This window comes from Roseivirga sp. (genome assembly GCF_049099775.1).
Classification (GTDB): domain Bacteria; phylum Bacteroidota; class Bacteroidia; order Cytophagales; family Cyclobacteriaceae; genus Roseivirga.
Genome location: NZ_JAGDZM010000002.1, coordinates 258,030 through 278,064, shown reverse-complemented (window position 1 = coordinate 278,064; position 20,035 = coordinate 258,030). Strand labels below are relative to the sequence as shown.

Below are 20,035 nucleotides of genomic sequence, written 5' to 3'. Positions count from 1 at the left end.
ATGATCGGTTTTAGAAACTCATCAGTTCCTTAAACTTCAATGTCTGTCTTCTTGAAACGTCAATTTCCTCTCCACCTTTCAGGTAAATACGCAAGCTTCCACTAAACCATGGTTCAATTCGCTCAATCCACTTTAAGTTGATGATTTGCTGTCGGTTAGCCCTAAAGAATGTTTTATCGTCTAAACGAGATTCTAAGTAGTTCAGCGTTCTTGTAATCATTGGCTTAGACTTATCGAAATAAACCGTGGTATAGTTGCCACTTACTTCAAACAGCCTAATTTCTGATAGCTGAACGAACCAGCACCTTTCGCCATCTTTGACAAACACCTGATCATGAATCGTCAACAGGTTGTCGTTGCCTTCTGATTGTTCTGCTTCTTTCTTTTTTATTTTATCAAAAACCTTAGAAACAGACCCTGCCAAGCGCTGTTTTTGTACAGGTTTTACTAAATAATCTAGTGCATTATATTCAAATGCTTTTAAGGCGTGCTCATCATAAGCCGTAGAAAAAATCACCTCCGGAAGCACCTCAAGCTCTTCTAACAATTGAAACCCATTTTTACCCGGCATCTGAATATCGAGAAATATTAAGTCTGGTTTCAACTCACCAATCTTCTCTTTTGCCTCGTCGGCACTAGCAGCTTCCCCTATTATTTGAACATTGTCAAATTCCTTCAACAATCGCTTCAATTCATTCCTTGCCAATCGCGAATCGTCTATAATTAGTGTCTTCATGCCTTAATTTTATTTTACTTAAATGGAATTTTTACCGTAGCACAAACCATTTGTTCGTTCATGTTTTCAACGGCTAACCTAGCTTCTTGACCATATAAAAGCCTAAGCCGTTCTCGAGAATTACTAATACCTATCCCCTTATGTTTTTTCTTGCCCTCAACAGATGCCTTAATGCTCAATTGTCCGGTATTCTTTACATAAATACTTAAGCTTTCTTCGTCGATTCGTGTAGAAATGATAATCTCCCCACCATTCGGAAGGTTGTTAATGCTATGTTTTATGGCATTTTCTACTAATGTCTGTATAATCATCGGTGGAATTAATACCTCTTTTGCGTTTTCATCAATAATGAAATTGTACTTGAGCCTTTCTTCTAACTGAATCGCCTCAAGGTTCAAATAATCTTCTACTACCTCAAGCTCTTTTTCTAAGGACACCTTTTCGTACTGATCGAATTGAATAGAAAAACGGAGCAGGTCTGACAAATGAGTAATTGAATCACGCGCTCGTTCAGCATCTTCCACCACCAAAGACCTGATATTATTTAAGCTATTGAAAATAAAGTGTGGGTTGATTTGTGCTTTTAATGTACTCAGTTCCGCGTCTTTAACAGAAGCAGATAACTTCCATTTTTCAATTTCCATTTCACGAGCCTTTTGAATAAACTGATAGGCAAAATAAATAGCGGACCAACTAATGAAGTAAATGGTATTACTAATCACAAAGCTTATGGCAAACACAACCATTCGGCTACCTGAATAAGAACTTAGGGTAGCGTCTCGAATAACCTCTTGAGTAGATTCATCTAAACCTTCTATTTGTGGAACACTTAAAAGCGAATCAAGTAAAGTTGGATCAGAAACCGCAAGTAGAACAAGTACTCCGAATACTAAAATGATGATTAAAACTGACAGCGCTATGCCCTGAACCACACTTGCAATCAAAACTTTAGGAACCAGATCAGGCACCTTTAAGTCTTTCCAGTTCCTCTTTTTAACATAAACACGGTAGCGGTGACTTACAAAAACAGCTAAAAAGATAATAACCGTATTAATCACTAAAGCTGGTAAAGTAGGGAGCAGCAATACCATTACTAGGAAACTGGTAAGCATAAGCCCGCCCCAGCCTCCAAACTGCAGAAGCCAATACAGTTTGCTTTTATTCATAGCTCAAATAAAGTATAATACTCTTCTTCATCTTTTCTCACTTGACTGAAAGGTCATATGTTATGACCAAGTGCGATATAATACGGTTAGGCCTTTCTAACTAATAACGCTTCCAACTTTATTTTCAAACCAACACAATTTTACTCACTAACAAATAGTTAAACAGATACAATTTCCTGCATTCAATGAAAATATACGTCGAATAATTGCGTTTTGAACATTGAAACCGGTTTTTGGTTTTGTGACATACCGAGTATAACTGTATATTAGCACGTTCAACTTTCACCTGAGAAGACTAAATATTAAAAAATGAAAAATCTAGTGGGTTTCATAAAAGTAGGTTCTCTGGGACTTCTGATTATGTTTTCAGTAAGTGCCTGCTCTATTTTTGGCAAGAAGCAAAAGGTAAGCAGTACTACTGGTGCGGCTTATGGAACCAGAAAGAGTAACCTTGGATTTAAGCCTTATGATGATAGAAGGCTACCAAACCCTCCAGGAATGGTATTTGTACAAGGCGGTAGAACCGTTCTAGGTTCTTTTGAAGAAGACTTATACGGATCAAGAGATAATATTGAAAGAACAGTTACTGTCAATTCATTTTGGATGGACGAAACAGAGATTACGAACTCTCAATGGAGAGAATATGTATTCTACCAATACAACCCTCAGGTTCTTGACTTACCGAAAAATATAGAAATTGAAAACCCGAACGGAAAAAATGCTGATGACTTGGCCGAACCGCCTGAGCCGTTTCTTCCTGACTACACTGGCCCAACACACAGTATTAGCAGCCCTAAAATGATGGAAGACATTGTTCCAGATGATAATGTTTGGACTTCAAGTTTCTCTTTCAACGATGTTTATGCTGAAAACTACTACAGCAACCCTGGATATAATGACTACCCTGTAGTTGGAGTTTCTTGGAGACAAGTAGTTGATTTTTCTAAATGGCGTACTGACAATGTAAACTTGAATCTCATTTTTGAAATGGACTTCGAAGATTTGCCTTTAGCTTTTCAAGAAGAGTTTATTGTAATCAATGAAACGACTGAAGATCCTGAATTAGCAATTGGGGGTCAGGTTATTGGTGACAACAACGGAGACAAACAAGTAATTTCTGTAGAAGACTTTGATGACTTTCAGCAAGAAGTAGTTGAGTTTATCAACGATCCTTTAAACAAGCGAGAGTTTATTGAAAGAGGTATTTATCTGCCTCAATTCCGTTTACCAAACGAAGCGGAATGGGAGTATGCCGCTAAAGCAACCATCGGTACAGTATACTTAGACGAAAATGAAGAGTATGGAAGAATTTACCCTTGGGATGGAAGAAATACTAGAAACCCATTCGGCAAAAAGAGAGGGGAGCAATTGGCTAACTTTAAAAGAGGCCGAGGTGATTATGCCGGTATAGCTGGTAACACTAATAATGACGGTGCTTCAATTCCTGAAAAAGTTGGTAAACGCGAACCAAATGATTTTAACCTATTTAATATGGCCGGAAACGTGAGCGAATGGGTATTTGATACTTATAGGCCCCTATCGTTTGGCGATTTTGATGACTTAAACCCGGTAAGGAAAGATGGTACTGGTGATTCTGAAGAAAACTACGGTTGGCAATCGAGCCAAGCGGCAGACAGTATCTCCTACAACCCACAATTAGAATATCGTTCATTAGTAAATGACCGTTCAAAGGTTTACAAAGGTGGTTCTTGGAAAGATGTTGCCTATTGGATGGCACCGGGAACAAGAAGGTTCACAGATATGGACGGAGCAAGCAGCACTATAGGTTTCCGCTGCGCCATGATCTCTATTGGGGAAGCCATTAAAAAGAAAAGATAATTCGTAACGGAAAATTTAGGAAAGCACTAGCCCAATCGGTTAGTGCTTTTTTTATTTCAACCCGGCTATAGTAGCAACACTGACTGATAACGGCTGAGACTTCAACAGCTCTTCTGTACAAACCATGAGCGTAGAGCCTGTTGTCAGAACATCATCTACCAAAAGTACACGTTTACCCCTAAAAGCCTCTTTCTCTACTACTTTAAAAACCTGATCAACATTAACAATACGATCTACTTTCGACTGGCTGGTGAGGGAATCAATATGCTTACATTTTATAAAACCCTCAGTATTCACTTTAGCACCTATTGTTTTAGAAAGGCCTCTTGCAAAGTACTCGCTTTGATTATAACCCCTGTCTTGCAACCTTTTCTTATGAATTGGCACCGGAACAATAATATCGAAGTAATTTTTAAAGCCGGCAGAAACTAAATCATTTCCGTATCTAAGACCTAAGACTTCACCTATTTCAGGCTGATCGCCATACTTTAAAGCCCTTAATAACCTTTGTACCAAGCCATGTTTATTGAAGTAGCAGTAGACCAAAACATGTTGAAGCGGAACAATTCCTGAAAATTTATTTTGAAACTGTGGAACTTCAATACGGTGAGTATTGGTTTTCGGTAAATTGTACAGACATTTCGGACAAATAAACTTGTTGGTTGAGGGAAGCAGGTCTTCACAGCCCACACAAATGTTTGGGTAGATCAAGGACAGAAAGTCCGTGAAGTAAGATGTCAAAGTGCTTTTCAAAGTAAAAAATCAGAATAGAAAGTAATCAAATCATGAGTATAGTTCAAGAATTCAACGATTATAGGGTCAAAATGAACCAAAAAATCCTTGAGGAGGACAACAAAGTTCTCAAAAGGCTGTTCAACTTAGACACTAACGCCTTCGCAGAAGGTGCGCTGGATGTAAAAACAAAAGAAGTCGTCGGCTTATCCACTTCTATGGTATTAAGATGTGATGACTGCATTAAATATCACCTTGGGAAATGTTATGAAGTAGGTATCACGACTGCTCAAGTATTTGAAGTATTTTCAATAGCCAATTTAATTGGCGGTACCATTGTGATACCGCATTTAAGAAGAGCAGTAGAGTATTGGGAACAACTTCAAGAAGGAAAATAAGTGTATAAAAAGGATTTAGAGCTTCAAAGAAAGTGGGTTAAGCTAATGAAAACATTAGGCGATACCATCGGTAAAAGGCCTAAAGACCTTAACAGCACCTTATTCCTTATTGGCGTACAAGAACTCGGAAGAGGAAAACAGAACTTTTCAAAAGAGGAGAAACAAGATTTAATGCACATTGCGATTTGCAAGGTGCTGAGTTACTCTGGGTATTATGAGCTAGAAGGTTTAGACAAAGAAGGGTGGCCACATTGGAGCCCTTTGAAAAAGCTGCCAAGGTTTGATTTGCTTGATCAAGAAAAGCTCCTTAAAATGCATGTGATCGAATATTTTGAAAAGGAATACGACCTAATTATATCACTATGAAAATCATATCATACAATGTAAATGGAATTCGTGCTGCCTTAAAAAAGGGCTTTGTGGATTGGCTTAAAGAAGAAGACCCTGATGTAGTCTGTATTCAGGAGCTAAAAGCACACCCAGAACAAATTGAACCATTCTATGAGGCACTAGGGTATACTATGTATACTGAGACGGCCGAGAAGAAGGGGTATAGTGGAGTAGCAATTCTCACAAAAGTAACCCCTAAACATATAGAATACGGGTGCGGAAATAACACCTATGATAGTGAAGGCAGGGTGATAAGGGCAGATTTTGATGACTTTTCTGTTATGTCAGTATACATGCCAAGCGGCACAAGTGGCGATGTTCGACAGGACTTTAAATACGAATGGTTAGACTTCTTCTTCAACTATGCATTAGAATTGAAGAAGTCGCACCCCAACCTTATTCTTTGTGGTGACTACAACATAGCACATACTAAAATCGATATCCATAACCCCGTTTCGAATAAGAACTCTTCCGGTTTTTTACCCGAAGAAAGAACCTGGCTCTCAAAATTCATTGACGCTGGTTTTGTTGATAGCTTCAGGTTTTTCAACGATCAGCCTCACCACTATTCCTGGTGGAGCTATAGAGCAAATGCAAGAGCAAATAATAAAGGCTGGAGAATCGATTATAACATGGTTTCCAAAGAAATGACAACTAGACTTTCTAAAGCATATATACTTCCAGAGGTAAAACACTCCGATCACTGCCCAATTGTAGTAGAAATAGACTGATTAAGTCAGATATTTTCCTGTTTATCAATTGTTTCACAATCCTTTGACGGTAATTTGCGTAATTAGAGAGTAGATAAATTCTTATTTCTGTATGGGTTCGAATGAAGCACTTAAAAATCAACTGAATGCCTATAAAGCGAAGTTTTATAGGAATAAGGCGATTAAGGGTGCAATCATATTTTCAGCCCTTCTTTTGCTCTCATTTCTTGCCATTAACACCATAGAATATTCAGGTCGATTGGGAAACACAGGGAGAGCAGCGCTACTCTATGGCTTCATACTCGTAAATGGCATCGTTTTTTATAAACAAGTACTCAGGCAGTTATTGCTCTTAAAGAATAGCAGCAATGAATTAAGTAACGAAGAAGCTGCTCAACAAATAGGCAAACATTTTCCAGAAGTTTCCGATAAGCTTCTGAATATCATACAATTAGAGTCACTATCCACTCAAGAAAACGAATTAATTCAGGCAAGTATCAGGCAGAAAAGCGCTGAAATACAAAACATTCCCTTTGTAAAAGCAATTGACTTACATGCCAACAAGAAATACCTAAGGTATATTTATGCCCCTGGTTCCATAGTGGTCATACTTCTCTTGTTCCTACCTCAATTCATCACCGAAAGTTCTACTAGGATTATTAATTATAGTGAAGACTTCAAACCTGAAGCACCGTTTAACTTTAACATTCTCGACACAGAATTACAAGGCTTTCAAGACGAACCATTTGTTATTCAGGTTTCTACAGAAGGGAAATCAAACCCTGAAAATGTTTTTATAGTCATTAATGAGCGGAAGATAAAAGCTGAAAAACTGTCCGCTAGCAGTTTTAGGTATAAGATTAACCGACTTAGGCCAAATACCTCTTTTAGGCTCGAATCTCAAGGAATTATTTCACCAGATTACGTTATTAAAGCATTCGAAAGGCCTAGTATATCCATTTTTAATATCGATTTAGACTTCCCTAATTATACTGGCGTAAAAGACGAGCGAATACAGAACTCTGGAAACCTAACCGTACCAGAAGGCACTAAAATAAAGTGGGCTTTTGATACCAAAGCTACGGAGTCCTTGTACATCAATTTTGATACTGATAGTCTACAGCTCGACGCCTCAAAACCTAGTGCCAACACCTATGAAGTCAACAAAACACTAAGTAAATCAAGTGCCTATTCGGTTCAACTCAAAAATGAGTTTAGTAGAAATAAAGATTCACTAAGGTTTCAGATAGAAGTAATTAAAGATAGGTTCCCTGAAATCGTTCTCGATCAATTCCAAGATACAGTGCTATACAAAAACGTAGTACTTGGTGGAAAAATTAAAGATGACTATGGTTTTAATAAGCTCAGTTTTCATTTTAGTTACGACGATAACAGTTTCGACTACATCGAAATACCATTCAACAAAGCCCTAACCGATCAAAGTTATTATCATGTGTTTACGCTCGATTCTAGTAAAATACAAGCGGGAAGTGAGCTAAAATATTACATGCAAGTAACTGATAACGATGCGGTTAACGGCTCTAAAGCAAATAGAAGTGCCACTTATAGCTTTAAGATCCCATCTCAAGACGAAATAGAAGACGAGATAGAAAAGAGCAGTCAACAAATTCAGAAGAAGGTTGATGAAACACTAAAGCAAGCCGAAGAATTAAACAAAAAGATCGAAGAAGCAGATGAGCGGCTGAAAACTAAAAAAGAGATGGATTGGCAGGACGAGAAGCTCATGCAAGAAATTCTTGATCAAAAGGAACAGCTTTCTCAACGCATGGAAGAGCTCAAAAAAGAGAATCAGCTCAATGATTCCAAGCAAAACCAATTTCAACCGCAGAGTGAAGAGTTAAAGCAAAAAATGAAACAGCTTCAGGAGATCATGAACAATGTACTCGATGATGAACTGAAAAAGATGTATGACGAACTTCGAGAGCTACTAGAAGAGAATGCAGATATCGAAGAGTTTCGAGAACAAATGGAGGACCTCCGCAATAACAGCCAAAACCTTGAAGAGGACCTAGAAAGAACGCTTGAACTATTTAAAAAGCTAGAGTTTGATAAAAAACTCGAGAACAACATCGAAGACCTTGAAGAAGAGATCAAAGATCAAGAAGAGCTAACTAAAGAAACAGAAAAGGGAGATAAGAGCAACGAAGAACTGGCCAAAGAGCAAGAAAAAGAGCGCGATGACCTAGAAAAGTTACAGGAAGAGCTCGAGAAGCTACAAGAGCTAAATCAAGACAGAAAGAACCCCGACCCACTTCCTGATGACCTTGAGGAACAGGCAGAGGATATTAAAGAAGAGCAGGAAAAAGCTCAGGAATCCTTAGAAAATGAGGAGGAAGAAAAAAGTGAAGAGCAAGAAAACGAAGAAGGGGAATCGGAGAATAGTGAATCAAAGCAGAACCAAAGCAAAAACGCTGAAAGCAGACAGAAAGCAGCTAAATCACAGAAAAGAGCCTCAGGTAAAATGCAAGAGCTAAAGCAAAGCCTTGAAAACATGCAGAGCGCGGCTCAAATGGAGCAACAGCAAGAGAACCTAGAGCACTTAAAAGACCTTGTCGATAATCTCGTAACTCTATCCTTCAGTCAGGAAGGTTTAATGAATGAATTCAAAGAAATAAGACAAAGCGACCCGAGGTACGTTAAGTTATCACAAGACCAATTGAAACTACAAGATGACTCAAAAATTATCCAAGACAGTTTAGTATCCTTATCTCAACGTGTTTTCCAAATCTCTTCCTTTGTGATGAAAGAGCTTTCTGCGATGAACTATCAAATGGAAGGCGCTGTAGAAACTCTTAAAGAAAAAAGGATTAGCCAAGCCGTTGGTAAGCAGCAATTTGCAATGACCGCCATAAACAACCTAGCACTACTATTAGACGACGTTGTTCAACAAATGCAGCAACAAATGGCCAGTCAAATGGGATCAAACAAAAGCGGTAAGCAAGGCCAAGGAAAAAACAAACCTCAAATGGGTGGACTAAGCGATTTACAAAAACAGCTTAGTCAACAAATCGAAGAACTAAAGCAGAGTGGTAAGACTGGTAGGCAGCTTTCCGAAGAACTCGCTCAGTTGGCCTCACAACAAGAAAGGCTTAGAAATGCATTAGAAAATTTTGAAACTGGACTAGATGGAAATAAATTGGGTGAAAAAATCGATAAGCTGGTCGAACAGATGGAAGAAAATGAATGGGACCTGATCAACAAAAACATTACAGATGAAACCATACAAAGACAGCAGCAAATGCTTACACGGCTTCTAGATGCAGAAAATTCGATTCAAGAACGCGGAGAAGACGACGAAAGAAAAGCCAGAACAGCAGTTGATTACGAACTGTCGATACCAGCGTCTCTCAATGAATACCTAAAGGCAAAAGAAAAAGAAATAGAGTTATTACGTACAATACCAGCGAAACTCAACCCTTACTACAAAAAAGAGACTAATAAATACTTTAAGAAGATCAAGGAAAAGAATTGAGCCCTTTCAATGAAGAACATTAGTATACAAATACCATCATTAGTCGAAAATATCCGAATCGTAGAAAGTTTCGTTGATAACGCTAAAGAAGTTTACAGCCTCACCGACGATCTCTATGGCAATATAATGATTGCCGTTATAGAATCTGTGAATAATGCAATAATTCACGGAAACAAACTAGATAAAGACAAACTAGTATTTCTTAGCGCCAATTTAGGTGAAGAACAAATCGTATTCAACATTACCGATCAAGGCTCAGGCTTTGATCATCAGACATTACCCGACCCAACTGCACCAGAAAATATAGAAAACATTGGTGGACGAGGAATATTTCTCATAAAGCATTTAGCAGACGAAGTCAACTTTCAAGAAGACGGTAAATCACTTCAGCTCACATTCTATTTAAGTTAATGCCTGCCATTAATTTCTTTAACGAAGACATTTCGTTCACACTTCGTAACAAACGCAAACTTAGAGCCTGGCTACATCAAATCTCTTTAGCTCAAGGCAAGGAAATAATAGATCTCAATTATATCTATTGTTCAGACAACTATCTTCTTCAGATAAATAAAGAGTACCTCAACCATGACTACTTTACAGACATTATCACATTCGATAACAATGATGGAATAGAAGAAACCATCATTGCTGACCTTTACATATCTATCGATAGAGTTAGAGATAATGCCAAAACGCTTGATACATATTTTGACAATGAGCTTCATCGTGTTATGGTTCACGGTCTTCTACATTTATTAGGTCAAAACGACAAGACAGAAGCAGAGCAAAAAGAGATGACAAAAAGAGAAGAAGCTTCTTTATCTTTGCTTCAAATTTGACAAACAATCACATGTTCCACGTGAAACATTAAACACAGATCTTATGTTTCACGTGGAACACATGTTTTAAATCATGCACTCAAATTACGACATCATAGTTGTTGGCGCAGGGCACGCAGGTTGTGAGGCAGCTTATGCCAGTGCCAAAATGGGCTCAAAAGTTCTACTCATTACAATGAACATGAACACTATAGCCCAAATGTCATGCAACCCAGCAATGGGAGGTGTAGCCAAAGGACAGATTATTCGAGAAATAGACGCACTCGGTGGTATGTCTGGAATTATATCAGACAAATCAATGATACAGTTCCGGATGCTTAACAAATCCAAAGGGCCCGCCATGTGGAGCCCAAGGACTCAAAACGATAGAATGCGGTTTGCTGAAGAATGGCGCCTTGCGTTAGAAAGTAATCTCAATGTTGATTTCTGGCAGGAAATGGTTACCAACATTATTGTAGAAGACAAAAAAGTCGTCGGTGTTCGTACAAGCATGGGCCTTGAATTTAAGTCGAAAGCCGTTATACTTACTTCAGGCACATTTCTTAATGGTATCATTCACATAGGAGAAAAGAAGTTTGGTGGAGGAAGAACTGGAGAAAAAGCCTCTACAGGTATAACCGAACAGCTTGTTAGCCTAGGGTTCGAAGCCGGTAGAATGAAAACTGGAACTCCACCAAGGGTAGACGGAAGATCATTAGACTACAGTAAAATGGAAGAGCAAGCAGGTGATGAACAGCCTGAAAAGTTCTCTTTCTCCAATGAAACTTCTTCACTCACAGAACAGCGCAGTTGCTTTATTACTTACACCAATCCAGATGTACATGCAGAACTAGAAAAAGGTTTTGATCAATCTCCAATGTTCAATGGACGAATTCAAGGCTTAGGCCCAAGGTATTGTCCATCCATAGAAGATAAAATCAACAGGTTCTCTGAGAGAAACCGACATCAGATCTTCGTTGAGCCCGAAGGTTGGAATACTGTAGAAATATATGTCAACGGCTTTTCCACCTCACTTCCAGAAGATATACAGTATAAAGCGATTCGAAAAATAGCAGGTTTTGAAAACGTTCGAATGTTCCGTCCTGGCTACGCCATTGAATACGATTACTTTCCTCCGACTCAATTAAGTAGTTCTTTAGAAACACACTTAGTTGAAAATCTATATTTCGCAGGACAAATTAATGGCACTACGGGCTACGAAGAAGCAGCCTGCCAAGGACTAATGGCAGGAATTAATGCACACGAAAAAATTAACGAAAAGCCTGAATTTCTACTGAATCGAGCAGAAGCATACATTGGGGTTCTTATAGATGACCTTATCAACAAAGGCACTGACGAACCTTATAGAATGTTTACATCACGAGCTGAACACAGGATACTATTGCGTCAGGATAATGCTGATCTACGGCTTACAGAAAAGGGTCACAATATAAATCTAGCAACAGAAGAAAGGCTTAATGAAATGAAGGGCCGATCAAGTAGTCTTAACAAACTACTCAATGATATAGATCAGAAAAAAGTCATACCTGAAGAAGTAAACCAATTGCTTGAAGACAGTAACACTGCTATAATCAAACAAAAAACTTCCATCAGAAAACTGATAAAGCGTCCTCAAATCCACATTCAAGATCTAAAGAAGTTAGGCTCAAAATTTGATGAATATTTATCAAAATATGACAGAGATGTATTAGAAGGAGCAGATATACACGTGAAGTATGAAGATTACATTGACAAGGAGACTAAGCTTGCCGAAAAAGTCGTTCAATTAGAAGAGCTAATAATCAAAGACACCCTTGACTTTCAAAACATTCCCGCCTTATCATCAGAAGCAAAAGAAAAGTTGGCTAAGGTCAAACCAAAAACAATAGGTCAGGCATCCCGAATCAGTGGTGTTTCACCTGCAGATATTTCAGTATTAATGGTTTATATGGGCCGATGAGTACAGAATCCATAAACAAATGCTACCTATGTTTTAGTCCTTTGGAAAAGCACATATATGTTAAAGATCATTTTGGAACCAAAGAGGATTTTTTAATTAGTAAATGTAAAACCTGTAACACCCTTTATACAGACCCTCGGCCAAAGGAAGAAACAATTGTAACTTATTATAAATCAGGTAGTTATGTATCACATGGCGATAAAGTTAACCCTCTTTTCAATAGTGCATATTCATTAGTCCAACGCTTAAACTTTAAGTTTAAAAAGAAGATTCTCAATAAATATACCTTATCACAAAGGCATTTAGATTATGGGGCCGGTAATGGGGCGTTCCTTAGCCATTTAAAAGCGTCAGGTTGGGCTGTTGATGGTATAGAGCCCGATGAAGATGCAAGAGCTAGCGCGCTCAAAAAACACGGTATAACTTTAAATCATAAATTAGCAGATCTCGCAAGCAATACTAAATACACATCTATCAGTTTGTTCCACGTGCTAGAACATGTCCATCAATTAGAGCAAACAATGGAGGGCCTGATATCTCGATTGGATAACAACGGAGTAATCCTTCTTGCTCTTCCCAACTTCAAATCTCACGACGCAGAATATTATGGTAATAACTGGGCCGGTTATGATGTACCAAGACACCTATACCATTTTTCGCAAAAAAGCATTCACCAACTCTCCAAGCGATTTGGTCTGAATATTGTAGCAACGCACCCTATGAAATTCGATAGTTACTACGTAAGCCTTCTTTCCGAAGAGTATAAAACAGGACGTAAAAAGTATCTATCTTCAATATTAAAAGGTTATCAATCTAACCGCAAGGCAAAACGCACAGGAGAATACAGTAGTCTCATATACATACTGAGCAAATGAAATTATCACTTAAGCTTTTCTGTTCATTCACACTATTGAGTTTAGCCATTTTCTCATGTGCAAGAATTATATCTCCCACAGGAGGACCAGAGGATGAAGAAGGACCAGACCTAATCAGCTCGACTCCAGCACCAGGAGAAACAAACTTCAAAGGACAAACGCTTAAATTTTCGTTTAGTGAAAGAGTACAAGCCCGGTCACTTGAAACAGATATTGTAATTACCCCTAAACCAGAAGGGTCATTTAAATCCAGAATTAATAAGAATGTGGTAGAGCTTACATTCTTCGAACCCTTCAAAGACAGTACAACATATAGTATCAACTTTGCTAGCAGCGTTCAGGATGTAACTAATAATAATCCAGCGGACGGAGTAGGTCTCAGTTTTTCAACTGGTCCGTATATCGATTCTTTATCAATATCTGGCAACATCGTTAACCTTTACAACCAAGAACCAGTAGAAAACGCGCTCGTCTCTTTGTATCAATTACAAGATTCACTCAATATAATAGACGGAGCAGCATCATACTATAGTAAAACGGATTCTGTGGGTAACTACAGCTTTAACAACCTTCCCTCCGGTGAATTCAGAGTATATGCCGTTAGAGATAAAAACAGCAATGGCATAGCTGATACTGAAAAAGAGAAATATGGTTTTTATGCCGATACTTTAATGCTCAATACATCATTGAGCAATATTGATATGACACTCCAAAACCTTAACACGGAAAAGCTCAAAACCACATCGGCACGTCCGTTCGGTACTTACTACGATATTTCATTCAATAAGAGTATCACAGGCTTCGAAGTGATGAATCTTGAGGATTTAGACTTTCATTTCTTCAGCGATGAAAAAATAAGATTCTATAATACATCTGAAGTATTTGGTGACACTACAGATCTTATCTTTTCAGCAATAGACTCCTTGAATCAGGCCTTACTAGATACCGCTAAATTTTATTTTTCTGAATCCAAATTATCAAAAACAAGTCTTTCCCTTCAATTTGAACCTAGAACAGAAGGCATTTTAGAAGAGGATACGATTAAACTTATCTTCAACAAACCCATTGCGAAAGTCAATTTTGATAGTCTCTCCTTTATAAAAGATAGTCTCAATGTCATACCAATAGATACTTCTCTTTTAAAATGGAACATATACCAGACTGAGCTCTCCATACCACTTTCTGCCGATAAACTTTTAGGCAACGGCTCTCAATCAGCAGCACTCAATATAAAAGCAGCAGCATTCATATCAGTGGATCAAGATAGTTCAAAGAGCCAACAAAGGTCCATAACGAGACTAAAAGCAGAAGATACCGCCATGATCAGCGGGACTGTTTCAACTAATGTTGACAAGGTTATTGTCCAACTATTAGACAGTAGATCTCGCAAAATAATTAGAGAGTCTCGCCTAAAAAACTTCGTATTCGAGTTTCTTCCAGCAGGCAGGTATGAGGTCAGGGTGATTAAAGACTTAAACGCTAATGGCAAATGGGATATAGGAAACATCCTAACCAATCAACCCTCCGAACCCGCAAAATTCTACTTTGATGATTTCTATAATACCAAAGTAATAGAGGTAAGGAAAAATTGGGAACAAACCGACGTCAATATTAATTTCTAACAAAAGTCAACTGTACAACTTGTGGATATCTTGGTAATTTCAGTCAATCCGTCCACAAAAAGCAGAGTCATCCAAATCCAATCAAATACCATTATGAATAACTATGCATATATCAACAGATCTCCACAGTTTAAATAACAGTTAGTAAATCGGTATTAGTTATAAACACATTACACTAAGTTTCCAACAAGAAAAATTAAAGTACTGCTAAACAGAAAGATATAGGTTAGTAAATTGTGTACAAAACTGTATTATTGAACATTACGTAAACAAGAAGTCAATATAAATGTTGATTAAAAAGTTTTCCACGTATCCACAGGACTAATAGAAACAACTTAATTTTATCTAATTAAAAATAATATATAATGAGGCCTGTGAAAGTGTTGATAAAGTATTCTTTCTGTATTCTATCTTGCTTACTGATCGCATCACAAACCGTAAAAGCTCAGTCCAATGATCCTGTCCAAATTGCAAGAGAATATTTCACCATTGGTGAATTCGATAAAGCCAGAGTTGAATTTGAAAAACTAGCCAAAAACAAAAGGAACATCCCTAGAATTCATGATACATATTTGAATTTACTGCTCACTCAAGAAGATTACAGTTCTGCGGAAAAGTATGTTAAGAAAGTGATAAAGGACAATCCAGATAATTTCGAATATGAAATCGATTTAGCCACAGTTTATAGAGCAAAAAAAGAAGAAGGAAAGATTGATGCTATTCTTGATAGGATTATTGATAGGGAAAAGAAAATTGCTGCTGAGGATAAAAAACCTACGCGGATAAGAATTCTAGCTAATAAATTTTTTGAAAAGAATTTTAGAGAAAAAGCACTTGAAGCCTACACAGAAGGAAGAAAAGCGATCGGTAAATCAGATATCTTTGCTTTAGACTTGGCTAACCTCTATAGGGTAATGAACATGAAAGGGAAGATGGTTTCTGAATACTTAAACTTCTCGAAAAATCAACCACAGAACCTTAGCTACGTAAAGAATTCCCTTCAAAATTTTTTAAGAGAACCCACCGATCTGGATACCCTTGAAATCATTCTTTATGATTTTATTCAAAAGGAACCAGGAAAACCAGCTTTTAATGATTTGTTGGTATGGACACATCTTCAACAAAAGAATTTTCCAGCAGCTCTTCGCCAAGCAAGAGCTTTAGACAGAAGGCTGGAGAATAATGGTGATAACATCATGAATGTAGGAATGATTGCCTATCGAAACTCTGATTATAAGAGTTCTCAAAAAGCCTTCAATTACATACTTAATGATTTTGTAGAGAGCCCAAATAGACGTCTTGCATCAAGATATACATTGTTGTCAGAAGAGGAAGTGTTAAAATCGAGTTATCCAATTGATACCCTTGCAATCGAAAACCTAATTATAAAATATGGTCAATTTATAGAACAGTCGAGAGATGTTTTTTCTGTTATTGAAGCACAACGCAGAGTGGCACTTCTTCAAGCCTTTCAATTGAATAAAGTGCCTACAGCAATTGAAACTTTAACCAAAGTATTGGAGCAACCAGTCGGTAGAAGTAAAGTAGTGGCAGAGGCAAAAATGGATCTTGCTGATATATACTTATTGAATAAAGAGCCATGGGAATCAATCTTACTTTATGGACAAGTTGAAAGAATGTTCAAAGATGAGCCTTTGGGTTATATGGCAAAGCTCAAAAGTGCTAAACTTTCTTATTTCAAAGGTGATTTTGAACTAGCACAAAGTAATTTGGATATACTGAAATTGGCAACCTCCAGAGAAATTGCTAACGATGCATTAGACCTGAGTATTTTAATTAAAAATAATACTGTATTTGATTCAACGGATGTGGTGATGCAGGATTTTGCAAACATAGAGCTTATGTTATTTCAAAATCAAAAAGAAGAAAGCATTGTTAAAATGGACAGTATGTTGATTAAATATAATAGTCATTCCATTGTGGATGAACTCCTATTTTTGAAGGCGAATACCCTTAGAGAACTTGGAGATTTTACTGGAGCATTAGAGTCACTGAAAACCATTAATGATGCTCATTATTTCGAAATTCTCGGCGATGATTCGCTTTTCTTATCAGCTAAGATTAATGAGGAAGACTTAAAAAACTATGAAGTATCAATGGCCCTCTATAATGATCTACTCAAGAAGTTTCCGGGAAGTATTTTTGTTGCCGAGGCAAGAACTAGGTTTCGTGAGTTAAGAGGAGATTTTAATAATTGATTTATGTCTCAGTCATTCAATAATCTCAGAGTGGGAAAGCGATTTAAGTTGGTTAATTTCGGTGAAGTTTTTGAGTTTGAAGTTGTTGAAATTTTTGATGATGGCGACTGTAAACTCAGGGATTTTAGTACGCTAGATCAATATTCTCTCTACGATTTAATCGGCCTAGGAAAAGGCTCAGATTTTCATATTAGTGAATTTTAGAAAGGTTATTATTTTGTTAAACTAGTTGAATTGATAACTATTTTGTGACGAGTATCTAAAAAATTGCTACTTTTAGGCACTGACGCTACTCGCAAGAGTGCGTTTTTTTTGCTTCAATACATGAAAGATACTAGAACCAAAAGCCCTTTCTGGCTGTTTGCACCAATATTTTTTCTCTTAGTGCTTTGCATTGGAAACTCTTTGAAAGCCCAATCCGAGGCTCAAGTAAAGGCTGAACTTGATAAGCGAGGTATTGATACCAAAGAGGAAGTCCTTTCTGAATTGCGAAAAAGAGGAATGACAGAAGACGACGCCAGGCGTCAAGCTAAAGTGTATGGTTTAGACTATGATGAGTATTTGAGAAAATATATTTCGGGTTCTTCAGGAAAGAGAGCAGCACCTAAAACCGTTGAAGAAGTATCTAATGCAAATGTTGAATTTACTTCTGAAAATGCACTTATACAAAAAGCAGCAAGTGTTTCCAATGATACTGTACCTCAAGAACCACAGTCTACCGTAAGTAAGTATTTCGGCTATGATATTTTTAACAATAACCCTTATTCAAATCAAGGTGCGTTAGTGGGTAATATTGACCCAGGCTATTTAATAGGACCAGGTGATGAATTACGAGTTTATTTATGGGGAGAAGCTGAATTTCAATTTGAAGGAGAAGTAGATATTAATGGTAACCTCTTCATTCCAAATGTCGGGCAAGTTTTTGTATCTGGAACAACATACGAGAATTTGAACGTAAGGATGAAAGAATATCTTTCAAAATTTTATTCTGGACTCAAGAAAAACCCTCCTAAAATCTTTTTGGATGTTTCACTGACCAAGCTTAGGCCAATAAGAATAATGGTTATGGGAGAATCTAATAAACCAGGGTCCCATTTAATCAATGCATTCGCAACAACTATGAATTCCCTCTATGTTTCAGGGGGTATAAAAACGACTGGATCTTTAAGGGAAATAAAGGTATTTAGGAATAATAGATACATCTCTACAATGGATTTATATGATTATCTAATCAAAGGGACCGCAAGAGAAGATGTTCGATTAATTAGTAATGATGTCGTTTTTATACCTAGCAGAAAAAACAGCATAACGCTGAATGGAGAGGTTAACAAGCAGGCTATTTTTGAACTTAAGGATAATGAAGGTTTAATAGATCTCATAGGCTTTGCGGGTGGATTGAAACCAACAGCATTTACGGAGTCAGTTACAATCAAAAGAATAAAATCTATCATTGATCGAGACGGTGAATCTAACTTTGATCGAGAAATTATCAATATCAACTATAAGGACTTACTTGAACAAGGGGTAAATTATAAGTTACAGGATGGTGATGTTATCACTTTCGGTAAGGTTTTAGATGATTTAGACAATGTTGTGAATATTGAAGGTTCTGTATTTCGCCCAGGTGAATATGAGTTAGAAGAATCGATGAACCTCAAAGCCTTAATTAGTATGGCTGGCGGTATTAGGCCCAATACTTATTTGGATAAAGTTGACCTTTTCAGAGTAGATGAAAATGGTGATTTAAAGTTTAGAACATTTTCTCTTGCTTCCATCTTAAACTCAACAAATGGAATTGACAGCATAATGCTTCAAAGAAAAGATAGATTAAAAATCTATAATGAAAACGAAGTAGAGTCTTTAGAGTCTGTTTCGATTTCTGGGTTTACATCTGATCCTATTACTATGCCATGGAGAGAAAACCTGTCTCTTTATGACCTCATATTTATGTCTGCGAATGTTGAAGATATGGATTTTCAAAATAGAATATTGACAAGCAGGGCCGATTTACTTCGGTATCAGGAAGGAAAAATTGAATATCAAGTCGTGTCTTTTGACTTGGACAGCGTGTTGAATAAAACTTTTGATGTAATACTAAGGCCTAAAGATCAAGTCGTACTTTATAGCAGAGATATTACAGAGGTTTTAGACAAATACGTTACTGTTCAAGGGGCTATAAAAAATGGCGGACGTTTTAGCCTTACGGAAGAAATGAACGTAGAGGATTTATTAATTCAAGCAGGTGGTTTTCTTGAAAAGTCATTTCAGGATTCAGTTACTATAACTCGTGAATATTTCGATTTTAGTGGTAACGAAATTGCAACTAATACTCGTGTTAAGATAGATAAGGATTATTTGCTTGGACTTAAAGCTGAGTCGAATAATAATGATTTTCAATTGAAGCATAATGATAGAATTAAGGTGGATTTAATACCCGGTTCAGCTGAAGGTCGGTCTGTAACCGTAGAAGGAGAAGTTAGGTTTCCTGGAACGTACTATTTGGAATCTAAAAGCGAAACACTGTCAAGTATTGTTGAAAGGGCTGGAGGCTTATCGCCAAACGTTTATCTCGCTGGAGCAAAATTCTTTAGGAATGGTCAACAGCTAGCGTTTTCATTTGAAGACCTTTTTGAAGAGAAGAATCCAAAATTTGATATAATAGTAAATAATAATGATAGGGTAGTGTTTCCGGAATCTGTATTTACAGTACAGGTAGGAGGTCAAGTGGTAAACCCATCTTTGCAAAAGTACTTATCGGGAAAAGGTGTTAGGTCTTATGTGAGAAACGCAGGAGGTAAAACAAAAGAAGGGCGTAAAATCTATATTACCGAACCTACAGGCTTTACTAAAAAAGTAAAGTGGTTTTCAAGCCCTAGGGTTTTAGATGGCTCGATAATCACTGTTTCGGCAAAACCACCAAAACCTGAGCGTCAAAACTCAGGAAAATTCCTAGAAACTTTTGGTACAATTGCCGCGATTGTTAGCTCGTCTTTGACCGCTGTCTTCTTAGCTCGGAACATTGCTAATAACTAAATGCTTAATGAGCCTGCTTATGCCTAGGCTCTTTTTTTAATAAA

At 37.3% G+C, this 20,035-nt stretch carries 16 protein-coding genes; 13 read left to right on the top strand and 3 right to left on the bottom strand.

Going from position 1 to position 20,035, the window contains the following annotated elements:
* Positions 1-10 precede the first annotated feature (10 nt).
* The gene (locus tag JXQ92_RS03515; RefSeq protein ID WP_421985198.1) at positions 11-736 is read right to left on the bottom strand and encodes a LytR/AlgR family response regulator transcription factor; all 726 of its coding nucleotides are present in this window, start codon (positions 734-736) and stop codon (positions 11-13) included.
* A gap of 14 nt (positions 737-750) precedes the next feature.
* On the bottom strand, positions 751-1,902 hold the full coding sequence (locus JXQ92_RS03510; RefSeq protein WP_421985197.1) for a sensor histidine kinase: 1,152 nt from the start codon (positions 1,900-1,902) through the stop codon (positions 751-753).
* 309 nt (positions 1,903-2,211) lie between these two features.
* On the opposite strand from JXQ92_RS03510, the gene JXQ92_RS03505 reads away from it, so the two are divergent.
* Positions 2,212-3,741 carry an SUMF1/EgtB/PvdO family nonheme iron enzyme gene (locus tag JXQ92_RS03505; protein ID WP_421985196.1) on the top strand — a complete coding sequence of 510 codons (1,530 nt, stop codon included), beginning with the start codon at positions 2,212-2,214 and terminating at the stop codon, positions 3,739-3,741.
* 51 nt (positions 3,742-3,792) lie between these two features.
* Here the strand turns inward: JXQ92_RS03505 and JXQ92_RS03500 are convergent, their stop codons facing one another.
* Positions 3,793-4,257: a ComF family protein gene (locus JXQ92_RS03500; RefSeq protein WP_421985195.1), complete on the bottom strand. Its 465-nt coding sequence runs from the start codon at positions 4,255-4,257 to the stop codon at positions 3,793-3,795.
* Between the two features lie 269 nt (positions 4,258-4,526).
* On the opposite strand from JXQ92_RS03500, the gene JXQ92_RS03495 reads away from it, so the two are divergent.
* From JXQ92_RS03495 to JXQ92_RS03440, 12 genes are all read left to right on the top strand, one after another.
* Positions 4,527-4,871 carry a carboxymuconolactone decarboxylase family protein gene (locus JXQ92_RS03495; RefSeq protein ID WP_421985194.1) on the top strand — a complete coding sequence of 115 codons (345 nt, stop codon included), beginning with the start codon at positions 4,527-4,529 and terminating at the stop codon, positions 4,869-4,871.
* Entirely contained in the window at positions 4,872-5,237 is a 366-nt protein-coding gene (locus tag JXQ92_RS03490) for a hypothetical protein (RefSeq protein WP_421985193.1), read from the top strand.
* Complete coding sequence (locus JXQ92_RS03485) at positions 5,234-5,992, top strand: exodeoxyribonuclease III (protein ID WP_421985192.1); 759 nt, start codon at positions 5,234-5,236, stop codon at positions 5,990-5,992. The genes JXQ92_RS03490 and JXQ92_RS03485 overlap by 4 nt, the downstream gene beginning before the upstream one ends.
* A 91-nt stretch (positions 5,993-6,083) precedes the next feature.
* Positions 6,084-9,464: a DUF4175 family protein gene (locus tag JXQ92_RS03480; RefSeq protein WP_421985191.1), complete on the top strand. Its 3,381-nt coding sequence runs from the start codon at positions 6,084-6,086 to the stop codon at positions 9,462-9,464.
* Between the two features lie 9 nt (positions 9,465-9,473).
* Entirely contained in the window at positions 9,474-9,875 is a 402-nt protein-coding gene (locus JXQ92_RS03475; protein WP_421985190.1) for an ATP-binding protein, read from the top strand.
* Positions 9,875-10,303, top strand: coding sequence for an rRNA maturation RNase YbeY (ybeY, locus tag JXQ92_RS03470; RefSeq protein WP_421985189.1), 429 nt, complete (start codon positions 9,875-9,877; stop codon positions 10,301-10,303). Before JXQ92_RS03475 ends, ybeY begins: the two co-directional genes overlap by 1 nt.
* A gap of 73 nt (positions 10,304-10,376) precedes the next feature.
* Positions 10,377-12,242: a tRNA uridine-5-carboxymethylaminomethyl(34) synthesis enzyme MnmG gene (mnmG, locus tag JXQ92_RS03465; RefSeq protein ID WP_421985188.1), complete on the top strand. Its 1,866-nt coding sequence runs from the start codon at positions 10,377-10,379 to the stop codon at positions 12,240-12,242.
* 41 nt (positions 12,243-12,283) lie between these two features.
* A complete protein-coding gene (locus tag JXQ92_RS03460; protein ID WP_421985187.1) occupies positions 12,284-13,117 on the top strand; it encodes a class I SAM-dependent methyltransferase in 834 nt (277 codons plus the stop codon).
* On the top strand, positions 13,114-14,739 hold the full coding sequence (locus JXQ92_RS03455; RefSeq protein WP_421985186.1) for an Ig-like domain-containing protein: 1,626 nt from the start codon (positions 13,114-13,116) through the stop codon (positions 14,737-14,739). Before JXQ92_RS03460 ends, JXQ92_RS03455 begins: the two co-directional genes overlap by 4 nt.
* 365 nt (positions 14,740-15,104) lie before the next feature.
* Positions 15,105-16,958: a tetratricopeptide repeat protein gene (locus JXQ92_RS03450; protein WP_421985185.1), complete on the top strand. Its 1,854-nt coding sequence runs from the start codon at positions 15,105-15,107 to the stop codon at positions 16,956-16,958.
* Positions 16,959-16,961: 3 nt separating this feature from the next.
* On the top strand, positions 16,962-17,162 hold the full coding sequence (locus tag JXQ92_RS03445) for a hypothetical protein (RefSeq protein ID WP_421985184.1): 201 nt from the start codon (positions 16,962-16,964) through the stop codon (positions 17,160-17,162).
* 120 nt (positions 17,163-17,282) lie between these two features.
* Positions 17,283-19,991 carry an SLBB domain-containing protein gene (locus tag JXQ92_RS03440; RefSeq protein ID WP_421985183.1) on the top strand — a complete coding sequence of 903 codons (2,709 nt, stop codon included), beginning with the start codon at positions 17,283-17,285 and terminating at the stop codon, positions 19,989-19,991.
* Positions 19,992-20,035 lie beyond the last annotated feature (44 nt).

Coding starts and splice junctions, on each gene's coding strand:
- JXQ92_RS03480 (WP_421985191.1), top strand. CDS start 6,084: ATGGGTTCGAATGAAGCACTTAAAAATCAACTGAATGCCTATAAAGCG.
- JXQ92_RS03455 (WP_421985186.1), top strand. CDS start 13,114: ATGAAATTATCACTTAAGCTTTTCTGTTCATTCACACTATTGAGTTTA.
- JXQ92_RS03450 (WP_421985185.1), top strand. CDS start 15,105: ATGAGGCCTGTGAAAGTGTTGATAAAGTATTCTTTCTGTATTCTATCT.
- mnmG (WP_421985188.1), top strand. CDS start 10,377: ATGCACTCAAATTACGACATCATAGTTGTTGGCGCAGGGCACGCAGGT.
- ybeY (WP_421985189.1), top strand. CDS start 9,875: ATGCCTGCCATTAATTTCTTTAACGAAGACATTTCGTTCACACTTCGT.
- JXQ92_RS03515 (WP_421985198.1), bottom strand. CDS start 736: ATGAAGACACTAATTATAGACGATTCGCGATTGGCAAGGAATGAATTG.
- JXQ92_RS03510 (WP_421985197.1), bottom strand. CDS start 1,902: ATGAATAAAAGCAAACTGTATTGGCTTCTGCAGTTTGGAGGCTGGGGC.
- JXQ92_RS03505 (WP_421985196.1), top strand. CDS start 2,212: ATGAAAAATCTAGTGGGTTTCATAAAAGTAGGTTCTCTGGGACTTCTG.
- JXQ92_RS03475 (WP_421985190.1), top strand. CDS start 9,474: ATGAAGAACATTAGTATACAAATACCATCATTAGTCGAAAATATCCGA.
- JXQ92_RS03445 (WP_421985184.1), top strand. CDS start 16,962: ATGTCTCAGTCATTCAATAATCTCAGAGTGGGAAAGCGATTTAAGTTG.
- JXQ92_RS03485 (WP_421985192.1), top strand. CDS start 5,234: ATGAAAATCATATCATACAATGTAAATGGAATTCGTGCTGCCTTAAAA.
- JXQ92_RS03440 (WP_421985183.1), top strand. CDS start 17,283: ATGAAAGATACTAGAACCAAAAGCCCTTTCTGGCTGTTTGCACCAATA.
- JXQ92_RS03495 (WP_421985194.1), top strand. CDS start 4,527: ATGAGTATAGTTCAAGAATTCAACGATTATAGGGTCAAAATGAACCAA.